Source organism: Betaproteobacteria bacterium, assembly GCA_009377585.1.
Taxonomy (GTDB): Bacteria; Pseudomonadota; Gammaproteobacteria; order Burkholderiales; family WYBJ01; genus WYBJ01.
Genome location: WHTS01000079.1, coordinates 11663 through 29177 on the forward strand (window position 1 = coordinate 11663; position 17515 = coordinate 29177).

Annotated in this window: 7 protein-coding genes and 1 pseudogene; 6 read left to right on the top strand and 2 right to left on the bottom strand. The window is 67.8% G+C overall.

Going from position 1 to position 17515, the window contains the following annotated elements; all coding sequences use genetic code 11:
• Positions 1 to 4: 4 nt before the first annotated feature.
• The 6 genes and pseudogenes from GEV05_21110 (at position 5) to GEV05_21135 (ending at position 15309) form a co-directional block, all read left to right on the top strand.
• Complete coding sequence (locus tag GEV05_21110; protein MPZ45837.1) at positions 5 to 2566, top strand: hypothetical protein; 2562 nt, start codon at positions 5 to 7, stop codon at positions 2564 to 2566.
• A 130-nt stretch (positions 2567 to 2696) separates the two neighbouring features.
• A complete protein-coding gene (locus GEV05_21115; protein ID MPZ45838.1) occupies positions 2697 to 5336 on the top strand; it encodes a hypothetical protein in 2640 nt (879 codons plus the stop codon).
• Positions 5333 to 7705, top strand: coding sequence for a hypothetical protein (locus tag GEV05_21120; protein MPZ45839.1), 2373 nt, complete (start codon positions 5333 to 5335; stop codon positions 7703 to 7705). Before GEV05_21115 ends, GEV05_21120 begins: the two co-directional genes overlap by 4 nt.
• Before the next feature lie 4423 nt (positions 7706 to 12128).
• Positions 12129 to 12377 (top strand): annotated as a pseudogene (locus GEV05_21125) (isocitrate dehydrogenase (NADP(+))).
• A 345-nt stretch (positions 12378 to 12722) separates the two neighbouring features.
• Entirely contained in the window at positions 12723 to 14702 is a 1980-nt protein-coding gene (locus GEV05_21130; protein ID MPZ45840.1) for a DUF4157 domain-containing protein, read from the top strand.
• Between the two features lie 76 nt (positions 14703 to 14778).
• Positions 14779 to 15309 carry a hypothetical protein gene (locus GEV05_21135; GenBank protein ID MPZ45841.1) on the top strand — a complete coding sequence of 177 codons (531 nt, stop codon included), beginning with the start codon at positions 14779 to 14781 and terminating at the stop codon, positions 15307 to 15309.
• A gap of 73 nt (positions 15310 to 15382) precedes the next feature.
• Here GEV05_21135 and GEV05_21140 read toward each other — a convergent pair whose 3' ends face one another.
• Together GEV05_21140 and GEV05_21145 are read right to left on the bottom strand one after the other, a co-directional pair.
• Entirely contained in the window at positions 15383 to 16363 is a 981-nt protein-coding gene (locus tag GEV05_21140; GenBank protein MPZ45842.1) for an AAA family ATPase, read from the bottom strand.
• 527 nt (positions 16364 to 16890) lie between these two features.
• Positions 16891 to 17515, bottom strand: a 625-nt coding sequence (locus GEV05_21145; protein ID MPZ45843.1) for a hypothetical protein, incomplete at its 5' end; no start/stop codon positions are given.

The window sequence follows — 17515 nt, forward strand, 5'->3', positions numbered from 1 at the left end:
CGTCATGGCCGCCATCACCTTTCCCGATTTCGTCGACGATCGCGCCGACGTGCTGGCCGACCATGGGCTCGACGGGCTCGAGCTTGCGCTCGTGTCGCTGCCCGCCGGACCGAACCCCGATCACGCCGACATCGAGCTTCACTTCTACAACGGGCTGCACGTCGCGGCGATCCTGGCCGATATCGGCGCCGACCCGGTGCGCGCGCGCCAGGTGTTTCGCATTCGCGGCGGCACGCGCATCGTGGCCGGCAACGCAACCGGCCAGGTTCACGTCACCGCGGTTGCCGGCATCGATGCCACGCGCGCGTCGCTGCGGGTCGAGCCCGTGGGCGACTATTCCACCTACACGCTGGAGCTCGTGTGGGATGCGAGCCTGATCGATCCGTTTTTCAGCAGCATCGGCTTCAAGTTCCGCCCCGGCTGCTTCACCAACGATTGCGCACCGGTGCAGCCCGGACGTCCGCCCGCACCGAATCCGCAGATCGACTACCTCGCCAAGGACTACGACTCGTTCCGCCACACGCTCATGGTGGCGATGGCCGAGCGCGTCCCGGGCTGGGCGAGCACCAGCGAGGCCGATCACGACCAGGTGCTGATCGATCTGTTCGCCGCCGCCGCCGACGAGGTCTCCGACTTTCAGGACCGCGTGATGGCGGAAGCCTACTTCGGCACCGCGCGCAAACGCGTCACGCTCGCCCGCCACGCGCGGCTGGTCGACTACCATCTGCACGAAGGCAACCAGGCGAGCACCTGGCTCGCGCTCGACGTGGTCGCCGGCCAAGCGCCGTTCACGCTCGACGACCAGGAGCTGGTGGTCTGGACCGGCACCGATCCGGCGCAAGACGATGCCGTTTTCTTCGCCAGCCGCCAGCGCCGGCTGGAAGCAGGCGAGCGGCAGCGGCTGGACCCGCTGTTGAACCGCCTGCGCCTGCACACCTGGCGCAACGCCCAGCCTGCACTGGCCGCAGGCAGCATCAGCGCGGACATCGCACCGCCCGCGGGCCTCGCTGCGCAGGCAGATGCCGACGCGCTGCGCGACCTGGTTCGAAGCGGCGCCTGGCGCGAGATGCTGATCGCGGAGCTGCTCAATCCGCTGACCGGCAGCCAGCCCGGCCGCAACCGCGCCAAGCGCCAATTACTGCGTCTCGTCCCCGGCGATGACGTCGATCGGGGCGGCGCCGAATCGGTGTTCGATCCGGTGACGAGCACCTGGGTCGTGCGGGTGCACTGGCGCGACGACGACGCGCTGCGCTTCGATTACAGCTTCACGACTTTCTGCCCCGGTCCACCGCCGACTACGGTCGAAGACGTGTCGATCTTCTACGGCAACCTCGTGCCGGCCTACGCCGGCCGCCCGCTCGAAGCGCACTTCCACGAGCCGGGCAGCGTGCTGCCGACCGAGACCGACACGGTGAAGCAGCGCTACTACGAGCGCATGGACCGCCATGGCAACGGCCGCGACTGGGTGCTGGCCGAGCTTCCCGACGACGGACCGCTCGCCTACCTGCCGCCGCGCAATCCCGCCACACCGAGCGGCGAAGAGCCGGCGCGCTCGACCTTGTGGCTGCAAGTCGAACCGCCCGGTGGCGCGCGCGAGACCTGGGACGAGGTCGAGAGCCTGGTGCACAGCGACGATTCGTCCGAGAACGGCGATCACTACATGGTCGAAACCGACGAGCGGCGTTCGAGCGTGCTGCGATTCGGCAATGGCAGCAACGGGCGGCTCCTGCCTGCGGGTTCGATCGTGCACGCCGAGTATCAGATCGGCGGCGACCATGCCGGCAACATCGGCGCCGATCAGCTCGTCAACATCGCGCCGCTGACCGGCGCGATCATGGGCGCCGTGACGGCCGTGACGAATCCGTTCGACGTGACCGACGGGCGCGATCCCGAAACGGCCGAGCGCATTCGGCGCAATGCGCCCGAGGCGTTTCGCGCGCGCCAGTTGCGGGCCGTGACGCTGGCCGACTACGTGAAGCGGGCGGAGGAAGTCACCGGCGTCGCGCGCGCGGTCGCGCGCTATGCGTGGACCGGCAGCTGGCGCACGGTGCGCATCGTCATCGATCCGCTGGGATTCGTCGCGCTCGGCGATGACCGCTCTAGAGCGTTGTGGGACGAATTGCGCGTGCGCATTGCCGACCACCTGGAGGCCGTGCGGTTGATCGGCGAAGACCTGGAGCTGCGCCCACCGCGCTACGTGCCGCTCGAGATCCACATCGTCGTGTGCGCGCATCCGCAGTACTGGCGCGAGGATTTGCGTTTCGTGCTCGAGCAGGAATTCTCCGACACCTGGACCTCGGACGGCCGCCGCGGCTTCTTCCATCCCGACGAGCACAGCTTCGGCCAGGCGCTGCACCGGAGCACGATCGAGGGACGCATCCACCGCATCGCTGGAATCGCGCACGTGGTGAGCATCACGATGAAGCGCTTCTCCGCGCCGCAGCCGGGCGTGCCGGGCGCGGAAATGCTCGAAATGGGTTTCGACGAGATCGTGCTGCTCGCCAACGACCCCGATCACCTCGAACGCGGGCTGATCCGCTTCGAGATCCAGGGTGGCCGGCAATAGCGAGCTTCCTGAGATGGCTATCGCACGCACGCTCGCTCCCTCACCCCCAGCCCCTCTCCCGGAGGGAGAGGGGAGCGCATTGCGTGCAGCGGCTTGTCGGCCGCTTACGCCGTGCCAATAGGAACCCACGATGGCCTGCAATCCGCTCATCACCGATCCCTTCGTCTTCCCCAAGCGGGTGGAGAACCGGCCGGGACTGCCGCGCATCGCCTACCGGATCGGCCGCTACGCCGATTTCGTCGAAGCGATGATGCGCGGAATCGATGCCGCGCCCGAGCTGATCGCCTGGACCCACCGCGATGCGGACGATCCTGGCATTGCGCTGCTGCAAGGCGCCGCGCTCCTCGGCGACATCCTCACGTTCTACCAGGAACATTACGCGAACGAGGCGTACCTGCGCACCGCCGCCTGGCGCGAAAGTGTCGCCGAGCTGGTGCGGCTCACGGGCTATCGGCTCGCGCCCGGCATCGGCGGGCGGGCGACGCTGGCCTTCGAGGCACGCGGCGACAAGGCCGTCACGATCCCGGAGGGCTTCGCGGTCAAGGCCGAGCTCGAGGCGTTGGACGTCCCGGCGGACTTCCAGACCGATGCCGAGCTCATCGCATGGCCGCACCTCGGCCGCTTCCATCTCTATCGCGCTCGCCACTATGCGCCCACATTGGCCGCGGGCGCTAAAGCGTTCGAGCTGGCGAGTCCGGCGATCGGCTTCGAGTTGAAGCCCGGCGATCGGCTCATGCTGCTGCCCGACGAGCCCTCCTGGACCAGCACGGGATCGACGCTGACCGAACAGGATGCGCCGCAGGTGGTGAAGGTCAAGACCGTAACGCGGCTGCTCGATCGCACGCTGATCGAATTCGATCCGCCGCTGCTGAACGCCTGGAATCAGCCCGTGGCCGCATACCGGATCAATCGCAGCTTCCGTCACTTCGGTCACAACGCCCCGCCAAAAACCATCACCAACGTCTTGAACGGCAGCACGATTACCGGCGCGCGGGAATCGACGACGCAATACGATCGCCACCCTCATGTCGAGTGCGGCCATCCCAGCATCTCGGTGCCCAGCACGTTGCTGCCCGAGTCGATTCCGCTCGATCAGGAAGTGCCCGACTTGTCCGCCGGCGCACTGCTTATCATCGAGACCCAAGTGGCCGCGACCTCGGGAGATACCAAGCTCGGCTTAAGCGTGGTGCGCAGCATCCGCTCCATCCGCGCCAGTACCTGTGCATTCGGCAACCTGACCGGACCGGCCACGTTCATCACGCTAGACGAGGCCCTGATCAAGCACGAGATCGATCCCTGGCCGGTGGCCGACGTGCGCGACTACCGCATCCACGAAGTCACCAGCCCGCCGCTCGCATTGAAGCCGGTCTCCAATCCGCCTGGCGGCGCCTTCGCCAACGGCACCCACGCGCTGTACTTCTTCGGCAGCGCGCGGCAAGCGCAGGCACTGGCGGACCGGAAGCTCTATCTCCTGCACGACGACGGCCGCAGCGTCGAGCTGGGCTGCACCAACGCCGCAACCGATTTCGTTTCCGCCGCACCCGATGCGCCGAAGATGTGGCCCTTGAGCTTCGATCGTTCGCCGGCGCCGTTCGTACGCGCCGACTTCGACGAGGCCGCGCCGACGGTGACCGTATTCGGCAACCTCGTGGATGCCTCGCAAGGCAAGGCCGAGCGCGAGGCGACGCTCGGCAACGGCGACAGCCGCCAGATGTGGCAAACGTTTCCGCTGCCCAAGTCGCCGCTCACCTATTTCCTGTCTTCGGCGGCCGTGCCGCCGCACACACCCGAGCTCGAGATCTGGGTCGGCGGCCGGCTCTGGACGCGGGTCGATGCGTTCTACGGTCATGGCGCCGAGGAAACGATCTACATCGTGCGCGAGGACGCCGAGGGCCGCAGCTTCGTGCAGTTCGGCGACGGCGAAACCGGCGCGCGCCTGCCATCAGGGATCAAGAACGTCATTGCCGTCTATCGCAGCGGCGTCGGCGCGCATGGTGCGGTCAAGCCCGATACGACACCCACAGCCGCGCAACGCCCGCCAGGGTTCGACAAGGTCTCGCTCGCCGGCATCGTGTCCGGCGGCGCGCAGCCCGAGGACGGCGAAAAAGCGCGCGAGGCAGCGCCCGGCAAGGTACAGAGCCTGGGGCGGCTCGTCAGCATCCGAGACTACGAGACCGAGACGCTCGGCGTCCCGGGGGTGGTCACCGCCGCTGCTGCCTGGGACCTGCACGCCGGCGTGCCCGCCGTCATCCTGCGCGTGCTGCTGGAAGCCGGACGCGAAGCGGAGTTCGCCGAAGTGCGCGCCACACTCGCGCATGCACAGCGCTGCCGGGGCCCCGATCGCTTCCCGCTGGTCGTGCAGCAGGCCTTGTTGCGCTACGTCTTCCTCGATCTCGCCTATGCGCGCGACCCGACCTATCGGCAGGAAGACGTGGAGCGCGATCTGCGGGCCGCGCTCGGCCTTGCGGGCGATCCGGCCACCGAGCGCAGCGGCCTGTTCGGCCTTCGCGCGCGCCGGCTGGGCGATCGGGAGTATGCGAGCCGCATCGAAGGCCGCCTGCAGAACGTGGCCGGCGTGCTCTGGTGCAAGGTCACCGCGCTTGGCCGCTTCGGTTCCGGCGTGGTCGATCCGGCGATGCTCGTGCTGCCCGCCGCGCCCCGATCGGCGGCGCTCGTCCTGCCGTGCAGCGCGCATGAGCTGCTGCAGCTCGCTACGCAGCATCTCACCCTGAGCTCAGTGGCCGAGCCGTCCGCGGGAGAATGCGCATGAACGCCCGGCACACGGTCCCGCTGTTCGAGCGCCTGCCCGAAATCTATCGCACGCGCGATGCGGAACAGACGCCCGCGAATCAACTGCGCGCCTACCTGGCCGCGATCGAAAGCACGTTCTCGGCCCTGCATCAGAACGTCGGCCAGCTCTACGAAGACCACTTCATCGACACCTGCGACGACTGGGTCATTCCCTACCTCGCGGATCTGCTCGGCACCACGCACCTCAAAGGCGATCCGCGCACCTTGCGCGCCGATGTCGCCGACACCATCGCGCTGCGCCGGCGCAAGGGCACGCTGGGCGCCATCGAGCGCCTGGCCGTCAACCTCACCGGTTGGACCTGCCGAAGCGTTGAATTGCGCGAGAACCTGGGCTGGACACAGCACCTGAATCATCAGCGCCCGGATGCGGGCGGAGAGCCGCCGTATGGGAATATGGCGCTGACGCGCTTCGACATACCGCGCGGCGGCACGGCGCCGATCCGCGATCCGGCCGCGCTCGCGCTCCTCGGCACGCCGTTCGACACCTTCGCCTACACGGCGGACGTGAAGCCTGCGCTCGACGACGTGCGGCACATCAACCTGCCGAATCTCGCGATCTTCCTGTGGCGGCTTGCGGCCTATCGGCTGCCGCGCGTGCTGCCGCTCGCCAAGGGAGCCATCGATCTCGGTCCGCAGCCTGCGGGTCTCGCGCAGTTCGCGCTGCGCTTCGATCTGCATCCGCTCGATATTCCAGTGCGCCTGTTCAACACTGGACGCCCCGGGTTCCTGCGCCCTGGCATCTCGGGTGGCGTGGTCTCGCCTTTGACCGAGCCGGACGCCGTTCCCGGGCCCATGCTCGATGCGCGCATCACGAGCGACACCCCCGCGGGCCATCCGGAGGCGTACGTCGCCGTCGACTTCTTCGATCCGACCGCCACGCCCGCAACCGGCTTCGATCTCGGCGACGTCGGACTGACGCTGTTCATGCCGCAGACGCTCGAACCGCTGCTGGTTCCCCCGGCGCCGCAGACCGAATGGCGCTGGCGTTTCCGCGGCGACAATCTGTGCGCCTGGGAAACGGGGCTGCGCCGGCCGCTCGCCAGCGGCGAGATCGTCATCGATCCGGACATGGGCCGCGTCCTCTTCGGGCTCGATACCGCGGCGCAGGCCGATGAGCTGATCGTGCTGGACAACGGCACACCGCTATCGCGCATGTTCGTGAGTCTCACGTATGGTGCAGTCGGGCCGGTGGGCGCGCATCCCGTCGCCCGCACACCGGCCGAGCCCGGGAGCGATATCGACCTGCGCCAGGTCGGCGACGTTGCCGGTGGCATCACGCTGCAGGCCGCACTGAACGGGCTTGCCATCGCGACCGAACCGGTCGTGATCGAGATCCAGGACAGCCTCGTCCATCGCATCGACCTCTCGGCGTTGCCCGGCACCGCGATCGACGGCACCGTTTCCCTGCGCCTCGCCCAGTCGCTCACGATTCGTGCGGCGAGCGGCCACCGTCCGATCCTGCTGCTGGCGCAGCCGCTATCGCTGCGGCCGGTGTCCGCGGGCGCAGCGACGCCGGATCAGCCGCAGGTGCGGCTGGAAGGTTTGTACCTCGCGCCCGACGAGGCCGTTCCCTTCCCCGCCGCTTCGGCGCTGATCGATCGCGCGGCGGTGGCGCGGCTCGAGATCGTCGGCTGCACGCTGGCACCGGGCGGGCACAGCCTGCGCGACGGTTCGCGCGCGCCCATGCAACTGGCATTGCGTCTGCTCGACGGCTACGGCTTTACCGATGCGAACGAGGAAGCCGACTTCGTCCCAACGCCCGACATCGTGCTGCAGCGTTCCATCACCGGCTCGCTCGCCGTGGACGAACGCTACCGGATCGACATCGAGGACAGCATCGTCGATGCGGGGTTGGGATTCGACGATGCACCGAGCGGCGTGTTCGCCATCGCCGCGGCAACCGACCCCGTGAACGACTGGGGCGCGTCGCTCGATTTCGACGGCCTGACCTGCTTCGGGCCCGTGCGCGTGGCGGCGGTCGGCGGGCTGGGCGGCATCTTCACGCAGCGCTTCGAAGTGCTCGACAACCAGCACGGCTGCATCAAGTGGAGCGCGTTCAGCGCCGATGCCGATCGGCTGCCGCCGAACCATTTCTGCGTGCACGCGCCCGATGCGCGCATCGTCTTCACCGCCGAGCGCTTCAACGACCCCGGCTATGCACAGCTCGCGCGCGAGACCGATCGCCGGGTGCGCGAGCTCGGACCGGATGACGACGCGATGGGGGCTTTCGGCTTCCTGCTCGAGGCGCACAAGTGGACCAATCTGCAGGTGCGGTTGCGCGAGTTCATGCCGGTCGGCGTGCGAGCGCTGGTCGTGCCCGTGACATGACAGGGGACACGCTATGCAAGGCGATTTCTCGGTACTGAACTTCGATCCGCATCAGCATGAACGTGCGGTTGATCGGCCGGCCGACGGCGTGCTGCGCAACTTGAGCGGCGTGCTGCACCAGCAGGGCCGCGTGTCCACCGACAAGGATTTCACCGAAGGCGAGCTGCAGGAGCTCGCCTGGAACGGCCAGGCCGGGCGCGACATCATCGGCGCGGGCGTGTGCGCCGTGCCGGCGGCGGAACCCGAGGGCTTCCGCGTCGAGTCGGCCGCGGTGGTCGACGGCGCGGTGCATGTGCGGCTGCGACCCGGACGCGCCTGGGCCGACGGAATTCTCACGCGCCTCGCCGGCGATCCGCCCGATCCGCAAGCGCCGGTGGAGCGGCTCGCCGCCTATTTCGGTCCACCGCTGTCGGATCCGATACCGACACCGGATCAGATCGACGACGGCGTACGCGACGCGGTCGTTCTGGAAGTGTCGGAAGAATCGGTGCACGGCTTCCAGTATCCCGAGCGCCTGATCGAACCGGCCCTGGGTGGCCCCGATACCACCGAACGTGCCTTCGTCAACTTCCGCATCCGGCTGCTGCGCCTGGCGCGCGGCGAGGATTGCAGCACGATCATCGGGCGGCTGCGCGACGATCCGTCGTCCAAGGGCCGGCTCACGGTATCGCTCGCCCCGGTCGTTGCGATCGCGGGCGATTGCCCCGTGGTCGGCGGCGGCGGCTATACCGGGTTCGAGCATTGCCTCTATCGCATCGAGGTCGCGCACACGCCGCCGAATGCACCGGCACGCTTCAAGTGGAGCCAATGGAACGGCGGCCTGGTGGGTCGCGGCCGCTTCGATGCCACCACCGATCCGGATCGCGTCGTGCTCGATGCCGGGCGCGCAGCGATCGTCAATTCCGGGCTCACCGAGTTCTATCTCGAGGCGCTGCAATACGATCCGCTGGTCGGGGCCTGGGTCGTCGTCTACGGCACGATGGCCACGCTCAACACCGATCACGACCTCGAGCTCGCCTCGCCGGCGAGCTTCGGCGCCATTCCGTCCACCACCGAGCCGGTGTTCTTCCGTCTGTGGAACGGGATCGCCGACATCGCCGATTACACGAACGCGGCCGATCCGGTCGAGCTGCGCGACGGGATCCGGCTCGCGTTCCAGACGCCGGCCGCCGGCCTGTTCAACCCCGGCGATTACTGGAATTTCACCGTGCGCGCCGGCGAGATCGCCAATCCCGACGTCCTGATCGACGACGCGCCGCCGGTGGGGATCGTCTATCACCGCGTGCCGCTCGCCGAGATCGACTGGACGGGCCGGCGCAACACCGAGATCTCGGGCACCATCGAAGATTGCCGCAAGCGCTTCCGTCCGCTCACCAACCAGAAGACCTGCTGCACGTTCCTGATCGGGGACGGTGTGTCGAGCTTCGGCGACTTCAACTCGCTCGAGGTTGCCGCCGCGCACCTGCCGGCGGCCGGCGGTGAGCTGTGCCTGCTGCCCGGCGTGCATCGTGCCAACCTGCGCCTGGAAGGACGCAGCAACGTGAAGATCCACGGCTGCCGCTGGCGCTCGCTCGTGCTGCCGCGCACCGAGACGCGCGCGCAGCCCATCCTGCATTTCGTCGACTGCACGGGAATCGAAGTGTGCGAGCTCGATCTCGTCACCTACGACGGCATCGCGGTGCGCATCGACGGATCGAGCGAGGACGCCTGCAAGGACTTGCGCATCCACGACAATCGCATGGTCGCGCGCAGCAACGCGATCCGCGCGACCAACGCCGCGGAGCTCGTCGTCGCGAACAACCGGCTGCACCTGCTCGATACCGTCGACGGGCGCGCCACCGTCTCGCTCGCCGCCGACGACGCGCTGGTCGAACGCAACACGCTGCTGCTGTTGCCCTTCATCGACACGACGCCGGACGAGCCGGAAGAGCCGAGCGATGACCCGACGACGGATCCGGCCGATCCCTGCGCGCGGCCCGAGATTCTCTATCTGCATCCCGACCTCATCATCCAGTACGCGGTTGGCGCGTGGCGATTCCTGGTCGCGCAGCTGGTACCGAGGCAGCCTTACCGCGCGCTCGGCGGCATCCATGTTCGGGCCGGATCGGAGCGGGTACGCATCCTGGAGAATCAGATCGCTGGCGGCGCCGGCAACGGCATCACGCTGGGTGGAGATCTCGACGCGACGGACGCGCCGCCGCGGCCCACCCCCGAAACGCCCGGGGTGGCCGTTGACGTCGACATCGCGGCGCCCGCCAGCGTCAATGTGACGTCCAACGGCCAGTTCCTCGCGCTGGTGCAGGACGAGCAAGGCCGACCGCTGCCCGAGGTCGACGTATACCTGGAAGCTGAGGCGGCCGCCGCCGATCGCACCGATACCCAAGGCATGGCGAGCGTGAAAGCCGCACCGGGTAACTACACGCTCGACGTATCGCCGCAATACCGTGTCGTGCGCGTGACCGAAGCGCGGGACGAAGGCGTGCTGGTCAATGCGGTCACGCTGGGCCTGCGCGATCGCGTTACCACGCGCGGTTTCCTGCACGAGATCACTATCGAGGCGAACGACATCGCAATGATGGGTCTGTCCGGCGTGGGTTTCGCGCCGCGCGCAGGCGCCAGCGTGCGCGGTCCCACCCGCGCGATCCCGGCCAACAATCCGCGAGCGGCGCTGCTCGCCTACATCGACGCGTTCCTGCTGACGTTATCGCTCGTGCCGCTGCTGCGCGCGACCGACCCGGTGCGCGACCTGGTGATCCGCGAAAACCGCCTGCACCACAACCTGCGCAACCCGTTCACCGAAGCGATGCTGGAGGACGCGCAATTCATTGGCCGCGGTGGCATCTCGCTCGCGATCGTCGAGGCCGCAGTCGTTGCGGGCAACCATATCTACGAGAACGGACCGCGCGCGGTCGATCCCGTGTGCGGCGTGTTCGTGGGCTACGGCGACAACATCGAAGTCACCGACAACGTGCTCGCGGCCAATGGCGCGACCACCACCGACTTCGAGCGCAACCGCCGCGCGGGCATTCGCGGCGGCATCTATGTCCGGTTCGCCGGTGCGATCACCACGCGGCTATCCACGTCCAGCGGACGCAACGCGGCACTGCGCGTGCACGACAACCGCGTCGACCAGCCGGCCGGACGCGCGCTGACGGCGTTCGCATTCGGCCCGGTGTCGGTCGCCAACAATCATCTCAACAGCGAATTCACCGGCCTGCTCGGTTTCTTCGATACCGCCGTCGGCGGGGCGCTCATCTACAATCTGGGCGGCATTCACCGCCTGCTCGCGCGCCGCTTCGGCGGTTATCTGGGACAGGCATCGGACTTCGCCGCCGGCCGAGCCTACGCCATCCTTGCCGAACGGGCACTGCCGGGTGGAGAGACGCTGTTCGACGACAACTACGTGCGGCTCGGCATCGGCAACCGCTCGATGACCTCGCAGATGCTGATCGCCGTCGACGATCTGGGCTACGCCTCCAACACCTCGTCGGTGTATCGAAGCGATCCGTTCTTCGCCAATGCGATGCTGCTGGCCGACAGCGTGCGCGCCACGGCTTCGCGTTTTCGCGAGGATGTGCAGCGTACTTTGTCGCTGTACACGCAGGCGCTGCGCATGAACATGACGACCCTGAACCAGGCCGATCATTGCATCGTCGCGCTGCCCCAGGCGGGCGCGGCGGCGCTGCCCACGGTCGATGAGCCCAATCAGGTCATCGATCTGGCGCAGTGCCAGCGATTGTTCGCAGAGAATGCGGGCGTCGGACAATTCCTCGTGAGCGTCCTCGGCACCCATGCCGATCAACTGGGCGGCACGCTGCCCGAGGACGCATTCACTGGCGCGGATCTCGTCGGTGTGGCGCAACAAAGCGCGGCTACTGCCGTCAGCGCCATCAACGCCACGCAGGTTGCGGCCACGAAGGCTTACCAGTTCGAGGCCGCCCGCGTAGCCGTCAAGCATGGAAGCGATCATCCGGTCACGGTTGCCTTGCGCACGCAGGGCGAAGCCGGCGCGCAAACGAACCGGGTGCTCGCGGCCAGCGCCGAGGCGGTCGCCGTGACCGTTCCGGACACGCCGGCAAGCGGTGCCACCTTCAGCGGGCGTTTCATCAACGAGCGCGGACAGGGCCTGGCCGACTACTCGGTCGAGCTCACGCGTGCGAACGGCACGCGGGTGGAAACCGTCGGACTCACCGACGCCTCCGGGTTCTTCAGCGCCGCGTACGACGAAAGACAGACGGCGGTTCTGAACAAGGAAGGCGACCTGTTTGCGCGCGTGGTCGACCTTGCCGGCAAGGAGGTCCTGCGCGACAAGACCGCCCTCAGGTTCACACCCGACGCGGCGCTGCAAGTGACCTTGACCGTGCCGGTGCACGTCGTGCCGAAATCGGTCGCGATCGACGGCACCGTGATCTTCGGCGGCCGTACGCCGCCAACTCCGGACACACCGCCCGCACCGCCGACCCCGGGCACACCGCCCGCACCGCCGACCCCGGGGACGCCGCCCGCACCGCCGACCCCGGGAACGCCACCCGCACCACCAACCCCGGGAACGCCACCGAGTCCGGAGACACCACCTGTGTCGCCGAGTCCAGGAACACCACCCGCACCACCGACGCCGACGCCGCAACCACCGGCACCGCAACCGCCGACACCAGAACCACCGACGCCGCCGCGCGTGCGCACGTCGCTCGACCGGCTCGACATCGACGACCAGACCCGCAAGCGGCTCATGGACGGGGGTGTGGCTGACGTGGAAGCCATCGTCGAAGCGGATCCGGCCAAGCTGGCCGAGATCGTCGGCAGCCGGGACGCCGCCAACCGGCTGACCGAAATGGCGAAGCAAGTCCTGGCGCGGACGCCTCCGGCAACGCCCGGCGGCACCCGGCCGAGGCGCAAGACGCCCGCCAAGAAAACGCGTTGATCAAGCGCCCGCGGGCGGCCGACGACGAGGAAAGGACGCGATGAAGAGCCGAACTCGTCGCGGCGAGCGCAATCGAATATGGAAAGGAGCGCAGGCTTGACCTCAGCCGCCCACGCCGTCGAAAACGCCCCCTCGCGATCGCCGCAACGCGCCGGTCGTGCGCATGCCACGATCGATCACCACACGCCTGCCGGAACGATCGGCCTGCAGGCAAGCGCGGATCGCTGCGCCTGCGGCGGTGGGTGTCCGCGCTGCCAGGCCAAGACCGACTTGAAGATCGGCGAGCCGGGCGATGTTTTCGAGCGCGAGGCCGATGCCATGGCCGATCGCATCATGCGCATGCCGATCCCGCAACCAGCACCGAGGCATGCACAGCCTACCCTGCAGCGCGCCTGCGACGGATCCTGTCAGCAGCACGAAGACGACGAAGAACCCTTGCAGGTGCAAGGCAAGGCTGAATCCGCGAGCGCCCACGCCCACTCCGCAGCGGGCGCGTCCACGGGGATACGCAGCGTTCTCGCCTCCGCCGGCCAACCGCTGCCCGGGCACGCGCGCAATTTCTTCGAATCCCGCTTCGGCCACGACTTCTCCGGCGTGCGCGTGCACGCCGACGCGGCCGCCGGACGCTCGGCGCGCGACGTGGCGGCCCGGGCGTACACGGTGGGACGAGATGTCGTGTTCGCACCGGGACAGTTCGCGCCGGAAACGTACGAAGGCCGCCGGCTGCTCGCCCACGAGCTGACGCACGTGGTGCAGCAGGGCGCCGCGCCGAGATCCGCGCTTACAGACGAGCCTTCGAGCGCTACAGCCGGAGAAATGGTCCACTCGGGCAATGCCGATGTCGTTCAGCGCGCAGGCGATCCTGCCTTCATTCCAAAAGGATTTCCATGCGACACGGACCTCACCCCAGGCGCTCCGGCAGGCACCGATATCGTGTTTTCCGTGAGCGGGTTCGCCATCGACGCGGGACATACGGCGCAACTGACCACGTTCCGGGATGCCTGGCTGCTCGCCGGCGGCACCGACGATATCCTGATCCACGGCTACGCCAGCACCGACGGCGATCAAGAGCCGAACTGGACCTTGTCGTGCAATCGCGCCGAAGCGGTGCGGGCCGAGCTTTTGCGCCTGGGCATCCCGGCGGTCCGGATCGAAGTGGTCGCCCACGGCGAGTCGACCGATTTCGGCGCTGGCGCAGCCGCGAATCGCCATGCGGTCGTCAGCAGCTCGGCGAGCATCTTTCCGCTTCCGCTCGTCGCCGGAACGTTGACCGCAGCGGACAACTTTGCGGGCCGCAGTTCGACGCGCTTCGGGGTCGGTGAAACTGTGAATCTCGACTTCGTTTCACTCCCGCCTCGACCGGCGGCCGATTTTGGTGGGCTGGAGTGGAATCTTGCTTCAGGCGGCGGGACGTTGGCAGGCGTCACGCCCGCCGGAACGGCCACCTACACCGCGCCAGCAGCGACGGACAGTAGTGTCCGGCTGGAGCTCCGGGTCGCGGCCGGCGCCACGGCGGGGACGGTAGTGTCGGCGCATCCGATTTCCATCGTCCAACCGAATGGCGTTCGCATGGTCGAGGTCCCGGGGACGGCGCCAAGCTTTGCCAACCCCGGAACCGTACCTGCGGGAACCTGGGGTGCCGGCTTCCAGGCCAACGTGTTCCTCGATCCGCGGGATGTCTCGTTCCAGGGCGTCGTATTCAGCGAAGGGACGATAGCCAGCGTCGTGACCCCGGCCGGAAGCTTCCAGTCGCCGTTTGCCGGCCTGGCGCATCCGGTCAGTATTTTCGGGCCCGCTCATGGCGGCAATGCGGCCACTGGCACGCCGGTCAGTCCTCCGGTGGACAATATCACCACGGGTCAGCTCGCATCGACGGGCACCTTGTTCGGCTTCCCGACCTGCGGCACGTCGGACTTCCTGTGGGCGATACCCTGGGAATTCACCGTCGCCGGCGGCCCTCTCACACCGTTCGCCACCGCGAACCATCACGCGACTTCGACGTTCTTCTGCGACGCGACGATCGAGAAGAACGGCGCAGGCCCCTTCTGCCGTCGCATCGACGGGACCACGTGTTGAGGCACGATTCGCTGCGCGGGCATACGGCCGAGCCGCAGGCCGCGCATCGCGCGCTGCCACCAGCGGGCTGACGACCATGCCGCAAACAGCCACCGGCAGCTCTCGCGGAGACTGGTCGAAGCCGGCCAACGGATTGTCGGGACGATTGGTCATCGAGCTCGAGGCGCTCGAGCTCGGTGTGCGGCACGCGATTCATGCCGAGCTGAAGAACGAGGCCCTCGAATCGATCGTGCTCACCAGCCAACCGCGGTGCGATGCCCGGCTCTCCGATGCGGCGGGAACGCCCGTGCCGGTGGCAGGTTTTCCGTCGAGCGGCCCGATGCCCGCCCCGCATTGGGCGATGGTGCCACCGGAGGCCTACATCGGGCTGCGGATCGATACCCGTGCCGCCGCCATCCCGACTCGGGAACGCGCCCTGGCGTTGGTCGCAGTCGGTGGCCGGAGCTGGGCGCTCGGGGCCGGTGTTTACGTGTTGAGCGTCGCGCTGGCGTTCGAGGAACAGAACAGCGGCCCGGAACGGCAATGGCTCGGAACGCTCGATTTGCCGCCCGTTGGTTTCGAAGTGACCGCCGCAATGTTCCAGGCTCCCGCTACGCGGCCGTCATAGATCGCCGCCACGCGCAAGTCGGCGGATGGATCGTGAGCGGCGTCGATGCGCGTGAATCGGACCGGCGGCGCGATCAACCACCGCGGCAAAAGTCGGCGCGATCGAGTCCGTATTTCTTCAGCAGCTTGCCCAGGCGGCTGCGTTCCTTGCCGCACAATCGCGCCGCCATGCTGACGTTGCCGCGCGTGCGCTCCAGCAGCTCGCCGATGTACGCGCGCTCGAATTGCGCGATCGCTCGCGCCTTCGCCTGCTGGAAGCTGTGCTTCGTCAAGGGCTGCGATGCGCCGTTCGACACCTCCGCCACGCTGCCGGCGGTGGCCGAGATCCGGATCTGATCGCCGTCCGAGAGCAGGAAATCGCGCTGGATCAGGTTTTCCAGCTCGCGCACGTTGCCCGGCCACGGGTGACTGCGGAAGAACGCGAGCGTGTCGGGGTGCAACGTCCTCGGCGCCGTCGCGTGCCGGATGCTCAGGCGGCGCAAGAATGCCTCGGCCAGCAACCTCACGTCGTCGCCGCGCTCGCGCAGCGGCGGCAAGTGCACCGACAACACGTTCAGCCGATACAGCAGATCGCGCCGGTACGAGCCCGCGGCGACGAGTTGCTCCAGGTCGGCATTGCTCGCTGCCACCACGCGCACATTGGCGCTCTTCGATGCGCTGCCGCCGACCGGCCGGTACTCGTAATCCTGCAGGAAGCGCAACAGGGAAACCTGCGACCTCGCGCTGAGACTATCGACCTCGTCGAGAAAGAGCGTGCCGCCCTGCGCCTGCGCGACCACTCCCGCGCGCGCCTGCTTGGCGTCGGTGAAGGCGCCACTGGTATGACCGAAGAACTCGCTTTCCACCAGAGAATCGGGAATCGCACCGCAATTGACCGCGATGAAGGGCGCGGTTCGGCGGTTGCCGAGGTAATGAAGCGCGCGTGCGACCAGCTCTTTTCCCGTTCCCGTCTCACCCTCGATGAGCACCGTCGCGTCGCATTGCGACAACCGCCGCACGAGGCGAAGCACCTCCTGGAACCCTGCCGATTCTCCGATCAGGTTGAGATGCCGCAGATCGTCCGACGCAGCGTGCGCGGCCGTGAACGCAATAGCGGATCGCGATCCCTCCACCGGTTCGTCCCCCCTAGCCGAAGGTCTGAACTCTGCTGCACACGTCGGTATATGCGGCGCTTGCGTCGATGCGGCCGGCGATCGTGAAGTGCCGAAACATGGGCCAGCGATGCTTGCGGGCCGCTGCCTCGATGAATCCCGCGACGCCGAGCGATCTTGCGCCGGTGATCGGCGCGAGACAAGGACTAATGCACGCTGCGAGAGCGGACAAGTACCGTCTTGCAGCGTTGCTTCAATGCGTTACGCCGCGCGTTCGACCTTCGTATTACGCCTTGAGTCGCGCGCGGCGAGTACGCGCGCGGATCGTGCATCGTCGCGGCGAGCTCCTTGCGTGTTGGTCGCCGCATGAGTCGCTTAAGGAATCTCTGAAGAACCAGCACGTCGTCATTCCCGCAGACGCGAGAATCCAGTTCGGTCAAGCAGTCCTGGATGCCCGCGTCCGCGGGCATGACGGTAATTCAGAGCATCCTTTAGGCGCGCAACCCTTCGAGAATCGAGAGCGCGCGCTGCATGGAGAACTCGCGCGATTCCTTGTGATACGCCTTGACGGCGTCGGGCATCATGTAGCCGTGCAGCACGCCGGGGAAGATGTGAACTTCCACGTTCTTCATTCGTTCCGGCACCGCCTTGTACATCTTCTGCACCTCCGGCGGCGCGGCATGGTCGAGCTCGCCCCACAGGATGCACACCGGCTGGGCGACGCCTTCGAGCTCGCCGATGTAATCGCCCAGTTGCGTGCCATGGCACGATATGCCGGCTGCGTAGCCCAGGCGCTTCGGCCCCAGGATCGCATACGGCCCGCCGTAGCAGAACCCCATGGTCGCCGCGCGCCCGTTGTATCGCGGCAGCTTGTTCACTTCCGCCAGCGTATCGGCCATGTCGGCCTCGCCCGCCTTGATCTTCTCCAGCCGCGGCTGCGAGCGGCTGCGGGTGCGATCGTCGTCGCGCCCGAGCGGGCCCGGAACGCTGCGCCAGAACAAATCCGGCGCAGCCGCGATATAGCCGTAGGAGGCGAACTGGTCGGCGATCGCGCGCACATCCTTGTCCACGCCGTGCACGGCCGACGCCAGCACAATGGCCGGCACCTTGCGCTCG